At 71.7% G+C, this 18768-nt stretch carries 18 protein-coding genes; 10 read left to right on the plus strand and 8 right to left on the minus strand.

Annotated features, from left to right (window positions below; all coding sequences use genetic code 11):
- Nucleotides 1-58: 58 nt before the first annotated feature.
- Both ACFRAV_RS05275 and def read left to right on the plus strand, forming a co-directional pair.
- Nucleotides 59-1039, plus strand: a complete 981-nt coding sequence (locus ACFRAV_RS05275; RefSeq protein ID WP_351117638.1) for a hypothetical protein — start codon at nt 59-61, stop codon at nt 1037-1039.
- A gap of 84 nt (nt 1040-1123) precedes the next feature.
- Nucleotides 1124-1774 carry a peptide deformylase gene (gene def / locus ACFRAV_RS05280; protein WP_382551782.1) on the plus strand — a complete coding sequence of 217 codons (651 nt, stop codon included), beginning with the start codon at nt 1124-1126 and terminating at the stop codon, nt 1772-1774.
- Between the two features lie 85 nt (nt 1775-1859).
- Here the strand turns inward: def and ACFRAV_RS05285 are convergent, their stop codons facing one another.
- The 5 genes from ACFRAV_RS05285 to ACFRAV_RS05305 form a co-directional block, all read right to left on the minus strand.
- On the minus strand, nt 1860-2555 hold the full coding sequence (locus tag ACFRAV_RS05285; protein ID WP_382551863.1) for a D-Ala-D-Ala carboxypeptidase family metallohydrolase: 696 nt from the start codon (nt 2553-2555) through the stop codon (nt 1860-1862).
- Between the two features lie 185 nt (nt 2556-2740).
- On the minus strand, nt 2741-3250 hold the full coding sequence (locus ACFRAV_RS05290; RefSeq protein ID WP_382551784.1) for a GNAT family N-acetyltransferase: 510 nt from the start codon (nt 3248-3250) through the stop codon (nt 2741-2743).
- 109 nt (nt 3251-3359) lie between these two features.
- Nucleotides 3360-4985 carry a monocarboxylate uptake permease MctP gene (gene mctP / locus ACFRAV_RS05295; protein WP_382551785.1) on the minus strand — a complete coding sequence of 542 codons (1626 nt, stop codon included), beginning with the start codon at nt 4983-4985 and terminating at the stop codon, nt 3360-3362.
- Nucleotides 4982-5263 carry a DUF3311 domain-containing protein gene (locus tag ACFRAV_RS05300; RefSeq protein WP_382551786.1) on the minus strand — a complete coding sequence of 94 codons (282 nt, stop codon included), beginning with the start codon at nt 5261-5263 and terminating at the stop codon, nt 4982-4984. The genes mctP and ACFRAV_RS05300 overlap by 4 nt, the downstream gene beginning before the upstream one ends.
- Before the next feature lie 121 nt (nt 5264-5384).
- Entirely contained in the window at nt 5385-6149 is a 765-nt protein-coding gene (locus ACFRAV_RS05305) for a GntR family transcriptional regulator (protein WP_382551787.1), read from the minus strand.
- A gap of 388 nt (nt 6150-6537) precedes the next feature.
- Between ACFRAV_RS05305 and ACFRAV_RS05310 the strand changes: the two genes are divergently transcribed.
- The 4 genes from ACFRAV_RS05310 (at nt 6538) to ACFRAV_RS05325 (ending at nt 11206) form a co-directional block, all read left to right on the plus strand.
- A complete protein-coding gene (locus ACFRAV_RS05310) occupies nt 6538-7818 on the plus strand; it encodes an extracellular solute-binding protein (protein WP_382551789.1) in 1281 nt (426 codons plus the stop codon).
- 67 nt (nt 7819-7885) lie between these two features.
- Entirely contained in the window at nt 7886-8875 is a 990-nt protein-coding gene (locus tag ACFRAV_RS05315) for a carbohydrate ABC transporter permease (protein ID WP_382551791.1), read from the plus strand.
- Entirely contained in the window at nt 8872-9702 is an 831-nt protein-coding gene (locus ACFRAV_RS05320; RefSeq protein ID WP_382551793.1) for a carbohydrate ABC transporter permease, read from the plus strand. The genes ACFRAV_RS05315 and ACFRAV_RS05320 overlap by 4 nt, the downstream gene beginning before the upstream one ends.
- 7 nt (nt 9703-9709) lie before the next feature.
- Nucleotides 9710-11206, plus strand: a complete 1497-nt coding sequence (locus tag ACFRAV_RS05325) for a glycoside hydrolase family 3 protein (RefSeq protein WP_382551795.1) — start codon at nt 9710-9712, stop codon at nt 11204-11206.
- A gap of 428 nt (nt 11207-11634) precedes the next feature.
- Here ACFRAV_RS05325 and ACFRAV_RS05330 read toward each other — a convergent pair whose 3' ends face one another.
- Entirely contained in the window at nt 11635-11895 is a 261-nt protein-coding gene (locus tag ACFRAV_RS05330) for a UBP-type zinc finger domain-containing protein (RefSeq protein WP_382551798.1), read from the minus strand.
- A 59-nt stretch (nt 11896-11954) separates the two neighbouring features.
- Here ACFRAV_RS05330 and ACFRAV_RS05335 point away from each other — a divergent pair, with 59 nt between their 5' ends.
- Nucleotides 11955-13559 (plus strand): Na+/H+ antiporter, encoded by a 1605-nt coding sequence (locus ACFRAV_RS05335; protein ID WP_382551800.1) that lies wholly within the window; start codon nt 11955-11957, stop codon nt 13557-13559.
- Nucleotides 13560-13617: 58 nt separating this feature from the next.
- Here ACFRAV_RS05335 and ACFRAV_RS05340 read toward each other — a convergent pair whose 3' ends face one another.
- Entirely contained in the window at nt 13618-14517 is a 900-nt protein-coding gene (locus tag ACFRAV_RS05340) for a 1-aminocyclopropane-1-carboxylate deaminase/D-cysteine desulfhydrase (RefSeq protein WP_382551802.1), read from the minus strand.
- Between the two features lie 89 nt (nt 14518-14606).
- Complete coding sequence (locus tag ACFRAV_RS05345) at nt 14607-15197, minus strand: N-acetylmuramoyl-L-alanine amidase (protein ID WP_382551804.1); 591 nt, start codon at nt 15195-15197, stop codon at nt 14607-14609.
- A 275-nt stretch (nt 15198-15472) separates the two neighbouring features.
- On the opposite strand from ACFRAV_RS05345, the gene ACFRAV_RS05350 reads away from it, so the two are divergent.
- The 3 genes from ACFRAV_RS05350 (at nt 15473) to ACFRAV_RS05360 (ending at nt 18528) form a co-directional block, all read left to right on the plus strand.
- Nucleotides 15473-16879 carry a family 2B encapsulin nanocompartment shell protein gene (locus tag ACFRAV_RS05350; RefSeq protein ID WP_382551805.1) on the plus strand — a complete coding sequence of 469 codons (1407 nt, stop codon included), beginning with the start codon at nt 15473-15475 and terminating at the stop codon, nt 16877-16879.
- A gap of 98 nt (nt 16880-16977) precedes the next feature.
- A complete protein-coding gene (locus ACFRAV_RS05355; protein ID WP_382551807.1) occupies nt 16978-18183 on the plus strand; it encodes a family 2 encapsulin nanocompartment cargo protein polyprenyl transferase in 1206 nt (401 codons plus the stop codon).
- Between the two features lie 117 nt (nt 18184-18300).
- On the plus strand, nt 18301-18528 hold the full coding sequence (locus tag ACFRAV_RS05360) for a hypothetical protein (RefSeq protein ID WP_382551808.1): 228 nt from the start codon (nt 18301-18303) through the stop codon (nt 18526-18528).
- The last annotated feature ends 240 nt before the right edge of the window (nt 18529-18768 follow it).

Here is an 18768-nt window from a genome sequence, read left to right on the forward strand (position 1 = left end):
AGAGCGGGCCCACGGGGGCAGGGACCGGTCCGCTCCACAGAACTGGCAGGCGGGAATCGTGAGGATCTTCGGCAAGGGACGGCACCGGCCCTCCGCCTCCTGGCGGCAGGCCACGGACCGCGCGTTCACGCTGATCGGGGACGGCCGTTACGAGGACGCCGGCGCGCTGCTGACGCGCGCCGCCGACCTCGAGCCCTGGCTGTCCGAGTCCTGGTTCAACCTGGCCCTGCTGCACAAGTTCCGGCACGACTGGGAGCAGGCCCGCGCCGCCGGTCTGCGCGCGGTGGCGCTGCTGGACCGGGACACCGGGGCCCCCGACTGGTGGAACGTCGGCATCGCCGCGACGGCCCTGCAGGACTGGCCGCTGGCCCGCCGCGCCTGGCAGGAGTACGGCCTGCGGGTGCCCGGCGGCGCCGCGGACGCCGGGGCTCCCACCGGGATGGACCTCGGCAGCGCGGCCGTGCGGCTCTCCCCGGAGGGCGAGGCCGAGGTGGTGTGGGGCCGTCGTCTGGACCCGGCGCGCATCGAGGTGCTCTCCATCCCGCTGCCGTCCTCCGGCCGCCGGTGGGGCGAGGTGGTGCTCCACGACGGCGTCCCGCACGGCGAGCGGACCACGGCCGGCGGGCACAGTTTCCCGGTCTTCGACGAGATCGAGCTGTGGGCGCCGTCCCCGGTGCCCACCTGGGTGGTGCTGCTGGAGGCCGCCTCGGAGGAGGACCGGGACGCCCTGGAGGCGCTCGCCTCCGACGCCGGATACGCCGCCGAGGACTGGTCGAGCTCGGTACGGCTGCTGTGCCGGATGTGCTCGGAGTCGCGGATGGCGTCCGTCGAGGGCGACGGCGAGCACCTGGACCCGCACGACCACAGCGAGCCCGGCCAGCCCGGCCCGCTCGGGCACCGCACCGACGGGCAGCTGTGGGTTCCCGAGCGCGAGTGCGGGGTGGCCGCCCCGGCCGGCCTGGTGCGCGGTCTGCTGGACGGCTGGGTCGCCGACAGCCCGGACACCCGGGGCTGGCGGGACCTCGAAGAGGTCTGCTGACGGCCAGGGGGCCGCGGGCGTGCCGGGCCCCGTAGGCTATGCCTCTGTCAGAGGCGGGAACACTGAGGAAGGCGTACGTCGGGCATGGCGCAGCAGGAGACCGATCAGCAGCACGCGGGCGTGCTCCCCGTGGACGACGAGGGTTACGTCATCGACACCCAGGACTGCGAGGAGCGCGAGAGCGCCTACCGCGAGCGCGGCACCTCGCGTCCGATCACGGTCGTCGGCAACCCGGTCCTGCACAGGGAGTGCCAGGACGTCACCGAGTTCGACGACGAGCTGCGCAAGCTGGTCGACGACATGTTCGCCAGCCAGCGCACCGCCGAGGGCGTGGGCCTGGCCGCCAACCAGATCGGTGTGGACCGGAAGGTCTTCGTCTACGACTGCCCGGACGACGAGGGCGTGCGCCACGTCGGCGTGGTGTGCAACCCGAAGCTGGTGGAGCTGCCGGCCGACCGCCGCATCCTCGACGACAGCAACGAGGGCTGCCTGTCGGTGCCGACCGCCTACGCCTCCCTGGCCCGGCCGGACTTCGCCGAGGTCACCGGCCAGGACGAGTACGGCAACCCGGTCAAGGTGCGCGGCACCGGCTACTTCGCCCGCTGCCTCCAGCACGAGACGGACCACCTGTACGGCTACCTGTACATCGACCGTCTCTCCAAGCGTGAGCGGAAGCAGGCGCTGAAGCAGATGGAGGAGAACGAGCCGCGCTACCCCGTGGTGCCGAACGACTGACGCGGGGCGTCCCGCGGCGAGCACGAAGAAGGCCGGGCTGTTGGCAGCCCGGCCTTCTTCGTGCGTGCGGTGCTTCAGCGAGCGGTCAGATGCCGCAGTTCGGCGCGGACCAGTACGGCGACGGGTCCAGCGCCACGTGGGTGTGGTCGTTGTGGTCCGGGTAGCCCGGGCCGAGGATCTCCGAGAAGCCGTGGGTGCGGGCCTGCTGCGCGAGGCGGCAGAAGCTGGGCGAGCCGGTCAGGTCGGCGGCGTCACCGTAGAGGTGCCGGCTGCTGGAGGAGCCGCCTACATTGCTGTTGCAGGTGTAGGAGCGGAATCCGCTGGAGATGGTGATCGACACGTCGCCGAGCGCGTGCCGCATGGCCTCCAGCTTCCACATGGTCTTGAGCGCGTTCTGCTTGGCCGTGGCCGCGCTCACCGCGCCGCCCGACCAGTCCGAGTTGCACTTGTTGAGCTCGGCGTAGGTGAAGTGGGCGGGCGTGCAGTCGGCGTCCTGCAACGCGTAGATCTTGTTGAAGGTGTTCGCGCCGGCGACGCCGTCCGCGGCAAGACCGTACGCGGACTGGAACTTGGCGACGGCGGCCTTGGTGCGGGCGCCGTACACGCCGTCGTAGGAGAGCCGCTCTCCCGAGGTGACCCAGCCGGCGACGCGGATCTGGAGCTGGGTGACGTCGGCGCCGCTGGTGCCCTCCGAGAGCGTGCGGCTCCACGTGTAGCACTCGTCGGCGTGCGCGGTGCCGGCGGTGGCTCCGACGCCTATCACTGCACCTGCCAGGATCATGACAAAGCTGATGAGCGCGCGGGACATGCGTCTGATCATTCCGGCCTCCTGACCGTCGATCGGTGGGGGCGGCGCCGCGCGATCACGTGGCGCCGCTGCAAGGGTGGGGCCGAGGGGCTACGCGCGTCAACACCGCCCGCGCGCACGGCTGTTGAGGTTCCGGTGACGGAACGGGGCGCTCCGGGTCAGATCGGGAGCTCGTACACCAGCAGATCGATGTCGGTGGCCTCGGGGACCGGGTTCCAGTCGCGCAGGGGCGCGCGCACGAAGCCCAGGCGCTCGTAGAGACGGTGGGCGGCGAGCATCTTCGGCTGCGTGGACAGGACCAGTCTCCGCCGCCCGCCGAGGGCGCCGGCGCGGTCGGCGCAGCAGCGCACCAAGGCCTCGCCGACGCCGCGGCCGCGGGCGTGACGGGCGACGGCGAGCATCCGTATCTCGGCCTCGTCCGCGGCGGCGATGTCGGCCAGGGGGCCGCCGGCCACGAAGGTGACGCCGCCCAGGAGGCGGTCGCCCTCCGCCGCGACCAGCACCTCGGCGCCGGGGGCGGCGGCGCGGGCCCGCACGTCGCGCAGGGTGCGCAGGTAGGAGTCGCTCCCGCCGAAGGCGAGCAGCCCGTCGTCCAGGTAGGCGGCTGCGGTGATCGCGCCGAGGGTCTCGTGCTCGCCCTCCAGGACGGGGCGGATGGTGAAGTCCATCCGCTCAGCATGCCCGAGGGGTCCGGCGGGCGGGCGGGTGGCCCCGGGAGTGCCGACGGCCCCGCGCACCGGGGTGCGCGGGGCCGTCGGACAGGACCTGGGCGTCAGGTCAGTGCGTGGCCGCGGTGAGCGGCGGCATCTCGGGGTCGACGCCGGGGTCGCCGGAGTCGGCGGTGTAGTCGGACGGGCTGGTCTCGTCGACGCCGTCCGGGGCCTTGAGGGCGCGGAGGGCGAAGGTGAGGACCACCGCGACGATCAGGTTCAGGACGATGGCGGTGAACCCGATGTAGCCGATCTCGCCGATCAGCGGCATCTCCTTGGCGGAGCCGCCGAAGTGCGCCTGGGTCGGCGAGGAGACCGTGTACGCCTGGTAGGTGCCGTACACCATGCCGACCGCCCAGCCGGCGAGCAGCGCCCAGCGGTGGAACCAGCGGGTGAACAGGCCGCCGACCAGGGCCGGGAAGGTCTGCAGGATCCAGATGCCGCCCAGCAGCTGGAAGTTGATCGCGACCGTCTTGTCCATGGTGAGGACGAAGACCAGCGCGCCGACCTTGACCAGCAGGGAGACGATCTTCGAGACCTTGGTCTCCTGCTCCGGGGTGGCGTCCGGCTTCAGGAAGTCCTTGTAGATGTTGCGGGTGAACAGGTTGGCCGCGGCGATGGACATGATGGCCGCCGGGACCAGCGCGCCGATGCCGATGGCGGCGAAGGCGACGCCCGCGAACCAGCTCGGGAACATGGTCTCGAAGAGCTGCGGGATGGCCAGCTGGCCGTTGGCCACCTTGATGCCGGCCGCGATCGCCATGAAGCCGAGCAGCGCGAGCAGGCCCAGCATCAGGGAGTACAGCGGCAGGATGGTGGTGTTGCGGCGGATGACCTCACGGCTCTTGGAGGACAGCGTCGCGGTGATCGAGTGCGGGTACATGAACAGCGCCAGCGCGGAGCCGAGGGCCAGGGTGGCGTAGGTCCACTGGCCTGGTTCGGCCGGCACGACCGCGCCGGTCGGCTTGCCGGTGGCCTCGTTGATGGTCTCGAACTTGCCGGCCGCCGCGTCGAAGATCGCGTCGAAGCCGCCCAGCTTGATCGGGATGTAGATGATCGCCACGGCGATCACGATGTAGATCAGGGTGTCCTTGACGAACGCGATCAGCGCCGGGGCGCGCAGGCCGGAGGAGTAGGTGTAGGCGGCCAGCACACCGAAGGCGATCAGCAGGGGCAGGTCCTTGATGAACCAGTGCGTGTTCTCGCCGCCGCCGACGCCCATGACGTCCAGCACGGCCTGGATGCCGACGAGCTGGAGCGCGATGTACGGCATGGTGGCGAGGATGCCCGTGATCGCCACCGCGAGGGACAGGCCCTTGGAGCCGTACCGGCCGCGGACGAAGTCCGAGGTGGTGACGTAACCGTGCTTGTGGGACACCGACCACAGGCGCGGCAGGAAGGTGAAGATCAGCGGGTACACCAGGATCGTGTAGGGCACCGCGAAGAAGCCGGCCGCGCCGCCCGCGTAGATGGCCGCCGGGACGGCGACGAAGGTGTACGCGGTGTAGAGGTCACCGCCGAGCAGGAACCAGGTGATCCAGGTGCCGAACGACCGGCCGCCCAGGCCCCATTCGTCCAGCGAGTTCTCGTTGGCGGCCCTGCGCCACTTCGCCGCCAGGAAGCCCATCACCGTGACGGCGACGAAGAAGAGGCAGAAGACGACAAGTGCTACGACGTTCACGCCCTCGTTCACGACGACGCACCCCCGTCCTGGGTGGAGGAGTTACCGGAGGCGGCCCGGGCGCGCTGGTCGCGGCGCCACAGGACGTAGGCGACCATGGTGAGGGCGGTGGATATCAGCACCCACGCCATCTGGTACCAGTAGAAGAACGGGATGCCTATGAAGGTCGGTTCGACCTTCGCGTAGGACCCCACCCACAGCATCGCCACGAAGGGCGCGAGCAGGCACAGGGCGATGACGACCCGCACCGGGGTCACCGCCCCTCTGCCTGCTCCTGATGTTTCGGACATCGACAGCTCCATTGCCTCTGGCTGATTGGCGTCGGCAATGTAAGTGACGAAGAACGCAGGCGGGAAGGCTCCACCGCGTTGCGAATCGGTAAGCGGGCGGTGGAGTGCGACGAACGGTCGCTCAGGCCTCCGGACGCCGCAGCCGCGCCACGAACTTGTAGCGGTCGCCCCGGTAGACCGAACGCACCCATTCCACCGGTTCGCCGCCCATGTCCAGGGAGTGGCGGGAGAGCATCAGCATCGGCAGGCCCACGTCGGTGCCGAGCAGCCCGGCCTCGCGCGGGGTCGCCAGCGAGGTCTCGATGGTCTCCTCCGCCTCGGAGAGCCGGACGTCGTAGACCTCGGCCAGCGCCGTGTAGAGGGACGTGTACTTGGCCAGGCTGCGGCGCAGGGCGGGGAAGCGCTTGGCGGACAGGTGCGTGGTCTCGATGGCCATCGGCTCGGAATCGGCCATGCGCAGCCGCTCGATGCGCAGCACCCGGCCGCCGGGGCTCATGGCCAGCAGCCCGGCCAGGGTGTCGTCGGCGGTGATGTACCCGACGTCCAGCAGTTGCGAGGTGGGCTCGAGGCCCTGGGCCCGCATGTCCTCGGTGTACGAGGTGAGCTGGAGCGACTGCGCGACCTTGGGCTTGGCGACGAAGGTGCCCTTGCCCTGGATGCGCTCCAGCCGCCCTTCCACCACCAGTTCCTGCAGGGCCTGGCGGACCGTGGTGCGGGAGGTGTCGAACTCCGCGGCGAGGGTGCGCTCCGGGGGAACCGGGGTGCCGGGCGGCAGCGTCTCGGTCATCTCCAGCAGATGCTTCTTCAGGCGGTAGTACTTCGGCACACGTGCGGTGCGGACGACGGCTCCGCCCTCGCCGGCCGCGCTGCTGACCTCGGTGCTCATCTTCCGCCTCTCGTCGGGGCCTTCCGTGGGGTGGGAGGAGAGCGCCTACGCTCCGTGATCCCCGCGAAGATCCTGTATACCGCCGGTCGTTCGCTTTGGTCTAGTCCATAGCGTCACCGCGGCGATTGGTCTACCTCGTCGCGCATCCTCGCCTCCCGACCCCGGGAAGGGCCAATCCCGCAGGAACCCTGCATATCTCGGAAGCGTCACGGACGCCCACGGCCTGCTGCGGACTGCTTGACAGCCCTATTGGTCTGGGCCAAGCTCCCCCTACTGGTCTACACCATTGGTCCAGGTCCCGGCCCCACGGGCAGTACACGGCGGCAGCACACATGCGCTTGGCACCGAGGCGGGCAGGGGGGAACGTGGCATCCCTGAGGAGGGTGGCGTGAAGCGCAAGCTTGCAGCCGCGACGGTCGTCGCGGGCATGATGGTCTCCATCGCGGCGTGCGGTGGCTCTGACGGCGGGACCGACGAGGCGAAGTCCGGCAAGGACGGGTTCAAGGGCCAGACCCTGACCGTCTGGGCGATGGACGGATCCACTCCCAAGCAGTGGCAGAAGGACCTGACCGCCGAGTTCGAGAAGAAGACCGGCGCGAAGCTGAAGATCGAAGTCCAGCAGTGGAACGGGATCCAGCAGAAGGTCACCACCGCCCTCTCGGAGAGCACCCCGCCGGACGTCATCGAGATCGGCAACACCCAGACGCCGGCCTACGCGGCCACCGGCGGTCTCGCCGACCTGACGGACCTCAAGGCCGAGATCGGCGGCGAGTGGACCGAGGCCCTCAACAAGTCCTCCGTCTACGACGGCGTCCAGTACGCCGCTCCCTGGTACTTCGCCAACCGCGTGGTGATCTACAACAAGGAGATCTGGGACAAGGCCGGCGTCAAGGAGACGCCCAAGACGCGCGACGAGTTCTTCAAGGCGCTGGACGCCATCGACAAGAAGACCGACGCCGAGCCGATCTACCTGCCCGGCCAGAACTGGTACTTCTTCACCGGCCTGACCATCGGCAAGGGCGCGGAGCTGGTGAAGCAGGACGGGGACAAGTGGGTCTCCAACCTCTCCGACCCGAAGGTCGCCGAGGCGGCGGAGCTCTACAAGAAGTTCCAGGCCTACTCCAAGGCGCCCAAGGACAAGGACGAGGCCACCCCGCAGCAGGGTGAGGTCTTCGGCAAGGGCAAGGTCGGCGCCTTCATCGGCATGGGCTGGGAAGCCGGCATCGCCATCGAGGCCGACAAGTCCATCGAGGACAAGATCGGCTACTTCACCATCCCGGGTGAGACCGCCGACAAGCCCGAGGGCGTCTTCCTCGGCGGCTCCAACCTGGCCGTCGCCGCGGGCAGCAAGAAGCAGGAGCTCGCCAAGGAGTTCCTGAAGCTCGCCCTGTCCGACAAGTACGAGGGCCAGCTGGCCAAGGAGAACGGCGTCCTCCCCAACAAGGAGGCGCTCAACTCCAACCTGACCGGCAACGCCGCCGCCGAGGCCGCCGCCCCGGCCGCCTCCTTCGGTGGCACCACCCCGCTGATCCCGAACTGGGCCCCGGTGGAGAACGACCCCAACCCGATCAAGACGTACCTGACGGCCGTCCTGAACGGGAAGACGCCCGCCGAGGCCGCCAAGCAGGTCGAGGGCGAGATCAACAAGCGTCTCGCGCAGACCAGCTGAGTGATGTGACGCCGGGGGCGGCTGCGGCCGCCCCCGGCCACGTCTCGACGACTTCACGGAGAGTGTTGTGACTGCGCAGACCGAGCGCGTGGACGCGGACCCGGCTGCCGGGTCCCCCGTGTCCGTCAAGATCCCGAACAGCTCGGGCGGGAGCCGCCCGAAGCGGCGCGGCGAGTCGTCCGCCCCCTACCTGCTGCTGATCCCCTCGCTGCTGGTGACGGCGGTGCTGCTGGGCTGGCCGCTGCTGAAGAACCTGGTCATCTCGTTCCAGAACCTCAACCCGCGCCAGCTGATCCTCCACCTGACCGAGTGGACCGGGTTCAGCAACTACCAGGAGGCGCTGGGCAGCGACGTGTTCTGGCGCGTCACGCTGCGGTCGATCGTCTTCACCTCGATCAACGTGGTGCTGATCATGATCCTCGGCACCCTGGTCGGCCTGCTGCTGGCCCGCCTCGGCCGCCGCATGCGGACCCTGCTGCTGCTCGGCCTGGTGCTCGCCTGGGCCATGCCGACCGTCGCCGGCACCACCGTCTTCCAGTGGCTGTTCGCCCAGCGGTTCGGCGTCGTCAACTGGATCCTGGCCGAGCTCGGCTGGACGTCCATGGCCGACTACAACTGGTTCGGCAGCCAGGTCTCCACCTTCTCGGTGGTCATCCTGCTGATCGTCTGGCAGTCGATCCCGTTCGTCGCGATCAACCTCTACGCGGCGACGACCACCATCTCCAAGGAGCTCTACGAGGCGGCCTCGCTGGACGGCGCCGGCGCGTGGAAGAGCTTCACCTCGGTGACCTTCCCGCACCTCAAGCCGTTCCTGTGGGCGACGACCTTCCTGGAGGTCATCTGGGTCTTCAAGGCCCTGACCCAGGTCTACGCCATCAACCGCGGCGGCCCGGACCGGCTCACCGAGATCCTCCCGCTCTACGCCTTCGTCGAGGGTCCCGGCAACCAGCACTACGGCATGGGCGCGGCGATCTCGTTCCTGACCATCGCCATCCTGCTGGTGCTGACCGCCTACTACCTGCGTACCGTGCTCAAGCAAGGGGAGGACGAGCTGTGAACCGCTCGCTGTTCGCCCGCACATGGCCTGGCACCCTTGCCGTGCTGCTCTTCGCCGTCTTCGTCTTCCCCGTCTACTGGATGTTCTCCACCGCGTTCAAGCAGCGCGGGGACATCATCTCGGAGACTCCGGTGTTCCTGCCGCTCGACGGCACGCTGGACAACTTCCGCACCGCGTTCGGCGCGGACCACTTCTGGACGCTGGTCGGCAACTCCGTCACGGTCACCGTGTCGGCCGTGCTGCTGTCCCTGCTCATCGGCCTCGCCGCGGCCTTCGCGCTGGCCAGGATGAAGTTCAAGGGACGCCGCGGCTTCGTGGTCGTCTTCATGATCGCGCAGATGGCCCCCTGGGAGGTCATGGTCATCGCGATCTACCTGATCGTGCGCGACGCCGACCTGCTCAACAGCCTGCTCCCGCTCACCGCGTTCTACATGGTGATGGTGCTGCCCTTCACGATCCTGACGCTGCGCGGCTACGTCGCCGCGGTGCCCAAGGAACTGGAGGAGTCCGCGATGGTGGACGGCTGCAGCCGGCCGCAGGCCTTCGTCAAGGTGATCTTCCCGCTGCTGGCGCCCGGCCTGATGGCGACCTCCCTGTTCGGCTTCATCACCGCGTGGAACGAGTTCCCGATGGTGCTGATCCTCAACAAGGACGTCGAGATGCAGACCCTGCCGCTGTGGCTCACCAGCTTCCAGACCATCTTCGGCGACAACTGGGGCGCCACCATGGCCGCGTCCTCGCTGTTCGCCCTGCCCATCCTGATCGTCTTCGTCTTCCTGCAGCGCAGGGCCGTCGCCGGGCTGACCTCGGGCGCGGTGAAGGGGTGACCCGCCGATGACCACCACGGCACCACGCATGGACACGCTCACCCGGGACGCGCTGACCGTGCTCCAGCCCGGCTTCACCGGGACCACCGCGCCCGACTGGCTGCTGCGCCGGCTCGGCGAGGGCCTCTCCTCGGTCGGCCTCTTCGGACGCAACATCGAATCCCCGGAGCAGCTCGCCGCGCTCACCGCGCAGCTGCGGCAGGAGCGCGAGGACGTCCTCGTCGCCATCGACGAGGAGGGCGGCGACGTCACCCGGCTGGAGGTCCGCACCGGTTCCTCCTTCCCCGGCAACAACGCGCTCGGCGCGGTCGACGACGTCGATCTCACCCGCCGGGTCGCCGCCGAGCTGGGGCGACGGCTCGCCGAGTGCGGCGTCAACCTCAACTGGGCGCCCTCCGCGGACATCAACTCCAACCCCTCCAACCCGGTGATCGGCGTGCGGTCCTTCGGCGACGAGCCCGGACCGGTCGCCCGGCACACCGCGGCCTACGTCGAGGGGCTGCAGTCCGCCGGCGTCGCCGCCTGCACCAAGCACTTCCCCGGGCACGGCGACACCGCGGTCGACTCGCACCACGCGCTGCCGCGGATCGACGCCGACGTGGACCTGCTGCGGGAGCGCGAACTCGCGCCGTTCCGGGCGGCCGTGGCCGCCGGGTCGCGGGCGGTCATGAGCGCGCACATCCTCGTCCCGGCGCTCGACCCGGAGTTCCCGGCCACCTTGTCGCAGCGGATCCTCGGGGGACTGCTGCGCCGAGAACTGGGCTACGACGGGCTGATCGTCACCGACGGCATGGAGATGCGCGCGATCGCCGACACCTACGGCATCGAGCGGGGCAGCGTGCTCGCCGTCGCGGCGGGCGCCGACGCCATCTGCGTGGGCGGCGGCCTCGCCGACGACGACACCGTGCGACGGCTGCGGGACGCCCTGGTGGACGCGGTGCACGCGGGGGAACTGGCGGAGGAACGGCTGGCCGACGCGGCGCGCCGGGTGCGCGAGCTGGCGGCCTGGACGTCGGCCGCCGCGGCCGCCGCCCGCACCCGTGGTCCGGCGCCCGCGCCCGAGGTCGGCCTGGACGCCGCGCGCCGGGCGGTACGGCGCACCGTGGGCGGGCAGGGGTTCGCCCCGCTGACCGGGGAGCCGTACGTCGCCTCGTTCACGCCGGTGGCCAACATCGCGGTGGGCGACGAGACGCCGTGGGGCATCGCGGCGGAGCTGCGACGCCGGCTGCCGGGGGCCGAGGCGGGCAACTTCAGCGGCGACACCGCCGGTGAGGAGGCGCTGGCCGCCGCGGGCGCGCGGCGGATCGTCGCCGTGGTGCGGGACGAGCACCGGCACGGGTGGATGGGGCGGGCGCTGGACGTGCTCCTCGCGGCGCGGCCGGACACGGCCGTGGTCGAGATGGGCCTGCCGCAGGCCCCTGCGCGGGGGGCGGTGCACGTGGCGACGCGGGGAGCCGCCCGCGTCTGCGGCATCGCCGCCGCGGAGTCCCTCCTGACCGCGTGACCCGGTGCCCGCGTGACCTCCATGCCCGCTGCGGGCGGCTGGGCCGCCCAGGGGGCGGCACGGGCGGGCGCAGGGCGGCGCCTCCGCGGCGAGCGGCTCGCTCCACCTGGCCCCGGCCGACGGCACGTACGCACGGAACCATGCCGCAGCGCGGTTCAGGCTGAGCCCCGGTGGACAGCACCCTCGTGTTCCCCCGACCCGCCCCCTTCCCGGAGGGGCTTGCGCGGCGCGGAGCGAACCGCTCGCCGCGGAGGCCATGACCTGCGCCCGCCTCCCCCAGACTTCGTCCGGGGGGACCCCCACCCCCAAGCTCTCGGCTTTGCTCGAGCAGGGGGTACTCCCGCCCCCAGCGGCACGATCGCCCGCAGGGGGGCGGGTGGGAGGGAGAGGCGTTCCGATGCCTCGGGGGTGCCCCGGGGCGGGGGAGGTCAGGCGAGTACGTGGTCGACGAAGCACCAGCGCCAGGACTCGCCCGGCTCGAAGGTCCGCATGACCGGATGCCCGGTCTCCTCGAAGTGCGCCGACGCGTGCTTCAGCGGCGAGGAGTCGCAGCAGCCCACCTTCCCGCACTCCAGGCACAACCGCAGCTGCACCGGATGCGTGCCGGCCGCCAAGCACCCCTCACAGGTGTCCGACCGCGGCGCCGGTTCCGGCCGCGGCAGCGAGTCGACGTGCGCGCAGTGTTTCATGGGTCTCAGGTTACGTCTGGTGCGGTCGGAGCACCCGTACAGAGCGAGGTCGGGACCTGATGCATGTGATGCCCCTGCTCCTGCTGATCGCGGGGAGCACCGCCGTGGCCGGGCTCGCGCGACGGAGCCCCGTGCCCGCGCCGCTGCTGCTGGTCACGACCGGTCTGCTGGTGTCGTACCTGCCGGGGATGCCCGAGTACGAACTGAACCCGGAGATCGTCCTGCCGCTCGTGCTGCCCCCGCTGCTGTACACGGCGGCCACGGACAGCTCCTACCTCGACCTGCGGGCCCAGAAGCGGCCGGTGGCGCTGCTCTCGGTGGGCTACGTGCTCTTCGCGACGCTCCTCGTCGGCCTGATCGTGCACACCTTCGTGCCCGGCCTGTCCGCCGCAGGCGCGCTGGTGCTGGCCGCGGTGATCGCCCCGCCGGACGCCGTCGCCGCCACCGCCATCGCCCGCCGGCTGCACCTGCCCGCCCGCGTCACCACCATCCTCCAGGGCGAGTCCCTGGTGAACGACGCCACCGCGATCACCGCCTACAAGGTGGCGCTGGCCGCCGCCGTCGGCGAGAGCATCGGCTGGCTCGGCGGCGGCCTGGAGTTCCTGGTCGCCTCGGTCGGCGGCGTCGGCGTCGGCCTCGCGCTGATGGTGCCGCTGCACTGGCTGCGCACCCGGATGAACGACCCGCTGCTGCAGAACACGCTCTCCCTGGTGATCCCCTTCTTCGCCTACGCGCTGGCCGAGCAGGTGCACGCCTCCGGCGTGCTGGCCGTGGTGGTGGTCGCCCTGTACCTCGGCCACCGCTCCTGGCAGGTGGACTTCGCCACCCGGCTTCAGGAGGGCGCGGTGTGGCGGATGGTCGCCTTCGTGCTGGAGTCGGCGGTCTTCGCGCTGATCGGCCTGCAGCTGCCGGTGGTGGTGCGGGACCTGGGCGACGAGTACGCCGCCGGTCAGCTCGCCTGGTACGCGCTGGCGCTGTTCGTGACGGTGGTGGTGATCCGCTTCGTCTGGGTCTACCCGGCCGCCTTCGTGCCGCGGCTGCTCTCGAGCAGGGTGCGCGAGCGGGAGGAGAACCCGACCTGGAAGGGCACCTTCATCATCTCCTGGGCCGGCATGCGCGGCGTGGTCTCGCTGGCCATCGCGTTCTCCATCCCGGCCACCGTCCACGACGGCCAGGAGTTCCCCGGCCGCAACCTGATCCTCTTCCTCACCTTCACCACCGTCATCGGCACCCTGGTCGTGCAGGGGCTGACGCTGCCGCCGCTGATCCGGGCGTTCCGACTGCCCGGGCGCGACGTCCAGGCGGAGACCCTCGTCGAGGCCAACGCCCAGGCGCAGGCCTCCCGCGCCGCCGAGGAGCGGCTGGAGGAGCTGATGGCCGACGAGCGCAACGCCCTGCCGCCGCCCCTCGCGGAACGGCTCCGCAGGGTCATGGAGCGCCGCAGGAACTCCGTGTGGGAGCGGCTCGGCTCGCCCAACCCGGTGACCGGGGAGAACACCGACGACACCTACCGCCGGCTCGCCCGGGAGGTCATCGCCTCCGAGCGGGACGTCTTCGTGCGGCTGCGCGACGCCCGGTACATCGACGACGAGATGCTGCGCACGCTGCTGCTGCGGCTGGACCTGGAGGAGGCCGCCGCGTTCCGCGAGGAACAGGGCACCTGAGACAGGGCACCTGAGGACGGGGCACCCTGAGGACGGGGCACCTCGGGGGCGGCGCCCGTCACTCCTCCGGGAACGGGCGCCCGGTGATCACCGCGGCGAGCCGGGTCCCCGGCGGGAAGGCGCCCTCCTCGGTCAGGGCGGTCAGCGCGGACAGCAGCTTGGCGACGTACAGCCGCTCCACCGCGAGGCCGTGACGGTCCTCGAAGTCCCGGGCGAAGGCCTCCAGTCCGGCCGGGACGCGGGCGAAGCCGCCGCCGTGGAAACGGTTCTCCATCTCCCACCGGCCCCGCGGCCCGCCGAATGCCTCCCCCTGGAGCCGCCGCACCTCCTCCGAGAGGAAGCCGCCCTTCAGCACCGCCACGCCCACCGCCCGCTGCCCGGGGTTCAGCCCGGCCGCCAGGCCCGCCAGCGTGCCACCCGTGCCGCAGGCCACCGCGGCGACGTCCGCCCGGCCTCGCAGCTCCTCGCCCAGGGCCACGCACCCGCGCACCGCGAGCGCGTTGCTCCCGCCCTCCGGCACGACGAAGGCGTCCGGCGGCGCGCCCGCCTCCCGCAGCAGCCGCTCCAGCACCGCCGGCTCCGCCTTGCGCCGGTAGGACGCCCGGTCGACGAAGCACAGCCGCATCCCGTCCGCGACGCACCGCGCCAGCGAGGCGTTCAGCTCCCGGTCCGCCAGCTCGTCCCCGCGGACGATCCCCACCGTCCGAGACCCGAGCAGCCGCCCGGCGGCCGCCGTGGCCCGCAGATGGTTCGACCAGGCCCCGCCGAACGTCACCAGCGGCCTGCCCGCGGCGGCCCGCAGGCTGGGCGCCAGCTTGCGCCACTTGTTGCCGACCAGGTCGGGGTGGATCAGGTCGTCCCGCTTCAGCAGCAGCCGCACCCCATGACGGGCGAACCGCCCGTCCGTGACCTCCACCAGCGGCGACGGCACCCGCCCCGGCACCTGGACCTCACTCACCCGCCCATTGTCCCCCCGGCCCCGACGCGGCCCGCACGAGGTCACCCGGGGCGCGTTGCCGACGGTTCACCCAGGGGCCGCCCACCAGGTCACTTGAGGCGTTCCGCCACCCGCTCGCGGAGCGACTTCATGGTGAAGCCCCGCGGGTCGGTCTTGCCCGGCTGCCACTCCAGGTGCCCGATCACCGACCGCGCCGACCACCCGTGGTGCCGGCAGAGCGCGGCGGCCGCCCGGGCGATCGCGTCCAGCTGCTCCTCGGGCCAGTCGTCGTCCCCGTCGCCGCGGTTCTCGCACTCGAAGCCGTAGAAGTGCCGGTTGCCGTCGGCCTGCGCCTCGTTCTCGGGTGGCAGCGCCCGCTCCGCGATCACCGCGCGCAGCACCTCGTCGTCACCGAGGCCCGCGTGGTTGGCGCGGCCGTAGCCGACCAGGTGGACCTTGCCGTCCTTGGTGATCACGCCGTGGCACAGCGGACCCGGCAGGCCGGTCCTGCCCTCCCGGCAGATCTCCACGGTCCGCCGCGCACCCTCGGTGGCCGTGTGGTGGATCATCACTCCGTGGACCGGCCCCCAGGGCCCGGCCGCGTTGCGATGGTGATCCCGCCAGTCGCCCACCTCCTCCACCGACAGGCCCTCGTCCTCCAGCAGTTTCAGGAACGTCCTCGCCGCCATGGGCTTGGCCACGGCCGCCCTCCTTCGCGCTCGGTGACCGCGTGCTTGCGAAGGGTTACTACCGCCGCCGGGTCGAACGGAACCCACTCCCGAGGTGGTTTCCGGAGCGTGCGGGCGTGTTCGGGGCGCATCCGGACCCGAAGGACGAGACCTGCCCCGTCAAGTACGCGATCAGTCCCGCTCTTTCGGGTAATGGTGCGGACACGCTGCGTCGTCGAAAGTGGAGCTCGTCAACAGGCCCCGCCGCGTTCCATCGGCGCGGGGCACAACCGGGAGGGCATTTCTCTATGTCGGTAGGCGAAGAGGTCCGCACCGAGCAGGACCGGCCGCAGCAGAGCCTCGGCACGGCGGCCGCGCGGAACCTGGCCACCACCACCAAGTCCGCTCCGCAGATGCAGGAGATCAGCTCGCGCTGGCTGCTGCGCACCCTGCCCTGGGTGAACGTGCAGGGCGGCACCTACCGGGTGAACCGCAGGCTCACCTACACCGTGGGGGACGGCAGGATCACCTTCGTCAAGACGGGTGACCAGGTCGAGGTGATCCCGGCGGAGCTCGGTGAACTGCCCGCACTGCGCGACTTCGAGGACCTGGAGGTGCTCGAGGAGATCGCCCGGCGCTGCCGGCAGCGGGAGTTCGCGCCCGGCCAGATCATCGCCTCGTTCGGCAGCCAGGTGGACGAGGTCCATCTGCTCGCCCACGGCAAGGTCGAGAAGGTCGGCTCCGGCCCCTACGACGAGGACGCGGTGCTCGGCGTCCTGGCCGACGGCGCCTACTTCGGCGACCAGTCGATCCTGGACCCGGAGTCCATCTGGGACTACACCCTGCGGGCCGTCACCGGCTGCACGGTGCTGACGCTGCCCCGCCGCGACCTGGAGCAGGTCGCCGAGCGCTCCGAGCCGCTGCGCGACCACCTGCAGCGCCAGCGCGCCATCCCCGCCCAGCGGACCAACAAGTACGGCGAGCGGGCCATCGACCTGGCCGCCGGCCACTCCGGCGAGGTGGACATCCCGCGTACCTTCGTCGACTACGAGGCGCGGCCCCGCGAGTACGAACTCAGCGTGGCGCAGACGGTGCTGAGCGTCCACAGCCGGATCGCCGACCTGTACAACCAGCCGATGAACCAGACCGAGCACCAGCTCCGGCTGACGGTGGAGGCGCTCCGCGAGCGCCAGGAGCACGAGCTGGTCAACAACCGCGAGTTCGGCCTGCTCCACAACTGCGAGTACGACCAGCGGCTCCAGCCGCACGACGGCGTCCCCGGCCCCGACGACATGGACGAGCTGCTCAGCCGGCGCCGCGGCACCAAGCTGTTCCTCGCCCACCCGCGTGCCATCGCCGCCTTCGGCCGCGAGCTCAACAAGCGCGGCCTGGTGCCGGAGTCGGTCGACGTCGGCGGCCAGCGCGTGCCGACCTGGCGGGGCGTGCCGATCTACCCGTGCAACAAGATCCCGGTGACCGAGGCGCGCACCACGTCGATCATCGCGATGCGTACCGGCGAGGACGACCAGGGCGTCGTGGGCCTGCACCAGACCGGGATCCCCGACGAGATCGAGCCCGGCCTGTCGGTGCGGTTCATGGGCATCAACGAGCAGGCGGTCATCAACTACCTGGTGACGACCTACTACTCGACGGCCGTCCTGGTCCCGGACGCGCTCGGAGTGCTGGAGAACGTGGAGATCGGGCGATGGAGGTGAGCTGACCCCTGCCGGGCGGTGTCCCCGCCCGGCAGGGTGGGGACATTGCGGGGGGAGACCGCTGTGACAGAAGTGAAGGGAGTTCCCCGAGGGGGGTCATGAGCCACGTGACGACACAGGCACGGGACGGACAGGACGGAGCGCGGGGGGCGCGGGACGGTTTCACCGTGCCGCGGGCGCGCCGGGCCACGGAGGACGAGCAGGCCGCGGACGACGGACGGGCCGCGGAGGAAGGGCGGGCCCGCGACCGTCCGGACCAGGACGAACCGGAGGCGGCGGCCCTGCTGGAGCGGGTCAAGGCGGTCGTGGAGCCGGCGCTGCTGCGCGCGGTGGACGGGCTCCCCGGCCAGATCCGCCGCATCGCCCGCTACCACTTCGGCCGGGAGGACGCCGACGGCGCCCCGACGGCCGCCCCCACCGGCAAGGCGATCCGCCCCGCGCTCGTGCTGACCGCGGCCTCCGCGCTGGGCGGAGGCCGCGGACCGGCCGGCGAGGAGGCGGCTCGGGCGGCGGTCACCGCGGCGGTCGCGGTGGAGCTCACCCACAACTTCACGCTGCTGCACGACGACGTGATGGACGGCGACACCACCCGCCGCCACCGCGCCACGGCCTGGACGGTGTTCGGTGAGAGCGCGGCCATACTGACCGGGGACGCCCTGCAAGCCCTGGCCTCCCGGCTGCTGGTCGAGGACCCGTACCCCGCGGCGCGCGCGGCGGCGGCCCGGCTCGCCGACTGCGTGATCGAGCTCTGCGAGGGCCAGCAGACGGACACCGCCCTCGAGCGGCGCGACCCCGGCGAGGTCACCGTCGAGGAGGTGCTGGTCATGGCGGAGGCCAAGACGGGCGCGCTGCTCGGCTGCGCCTGCGCCGTCGGCGGCCTGTACGCCGGGGCGGACGAGGAACAGGTCCGGGCGCTGGACGCCTTCGGCCGCCATGCCGGGCTGGCGTTCCAGCTGATCGACGACCTGATCGGCCTGTGGGGTGATCCCGAGCGCACCGGAAAGCCGGCCGGAGCCGACCTGACGGTGCGCAAGAAGTCGCTGCCGGTGGTCGCCGCGCTCGCCTCCGGCACCGCGGCGGGGGACCGGCTGGCCCAGCTGTACGCGGCCCCGCCCGGGCCCGGCGACGATCTGGAGGCCGTGCTGCGGGCGGTCGAGGAGGCGGGTGGCCGGGACTGGGCGCACGTCGAGGCGGCCGACCGGATGGCGCGGGCGATGCACGAACTGTCCCGCGCCGTGCCCGACCCGGAGGCGGCCGGCGGCCTGCTCGCCCTGGCCGAGTTCGTCACCCGCCGCACCAGTTGACCGCCGCACCGGCCGACCGACGCGGTCCGGCCCGGCGTCCCGCGCCCTCGGGGTGGGCGGCGAGGGGCGCCGGGCCGGCCGCGTGCGGGGCTCCGCCGGGGGATCTACCCTGGCGGTATGGACGGTGACCGATATGTCTGTCCCTCGTGCGGGCGACCCGTACCGATGGTGGTGCGGCGTCACAAGATGATGGGCACGTTCGTGCCCGTGTGGCGTCCCGGCCGCTGCGAGTCCCAGGGGTGCCCCGCCAAGGGGTTCGCGCCCGACGAGGAGCACCTGCGGGCCCCCGCCGCCGAGGTGCCGCGCGAACGGACCGTCCACCACCACCGCCGCGGCCGTAGCTGATCCCGCCGACCGTTCCGCGTGCCGGCCCGGTCGGCCCCGTCCCGCCATGCCTCGCCCGGCAGTTCGCCGCGCGGGGCGTCGTGCTGCCCGGCACCGATCCGGCACCCCTTGCGCGTGACGCGGTTGACGGGTGTGACGGATGGGTACGTCAACCCGGCACAGAGTGACGACGTGCGACGACGCACCCTCTGGACACGCTCCGTGAACAGGTGTTCACTGGGAGTGAGTTCAAGCGACGGG

The organism is Streptomyces sp. NPDC056600 (genome assembly GCF_042792855.1).
Lineage (GTDB): Bacteria > Actinomycetota > Actinomycetes > Streptomycetales > Streptomycetaceae > Streptomyces.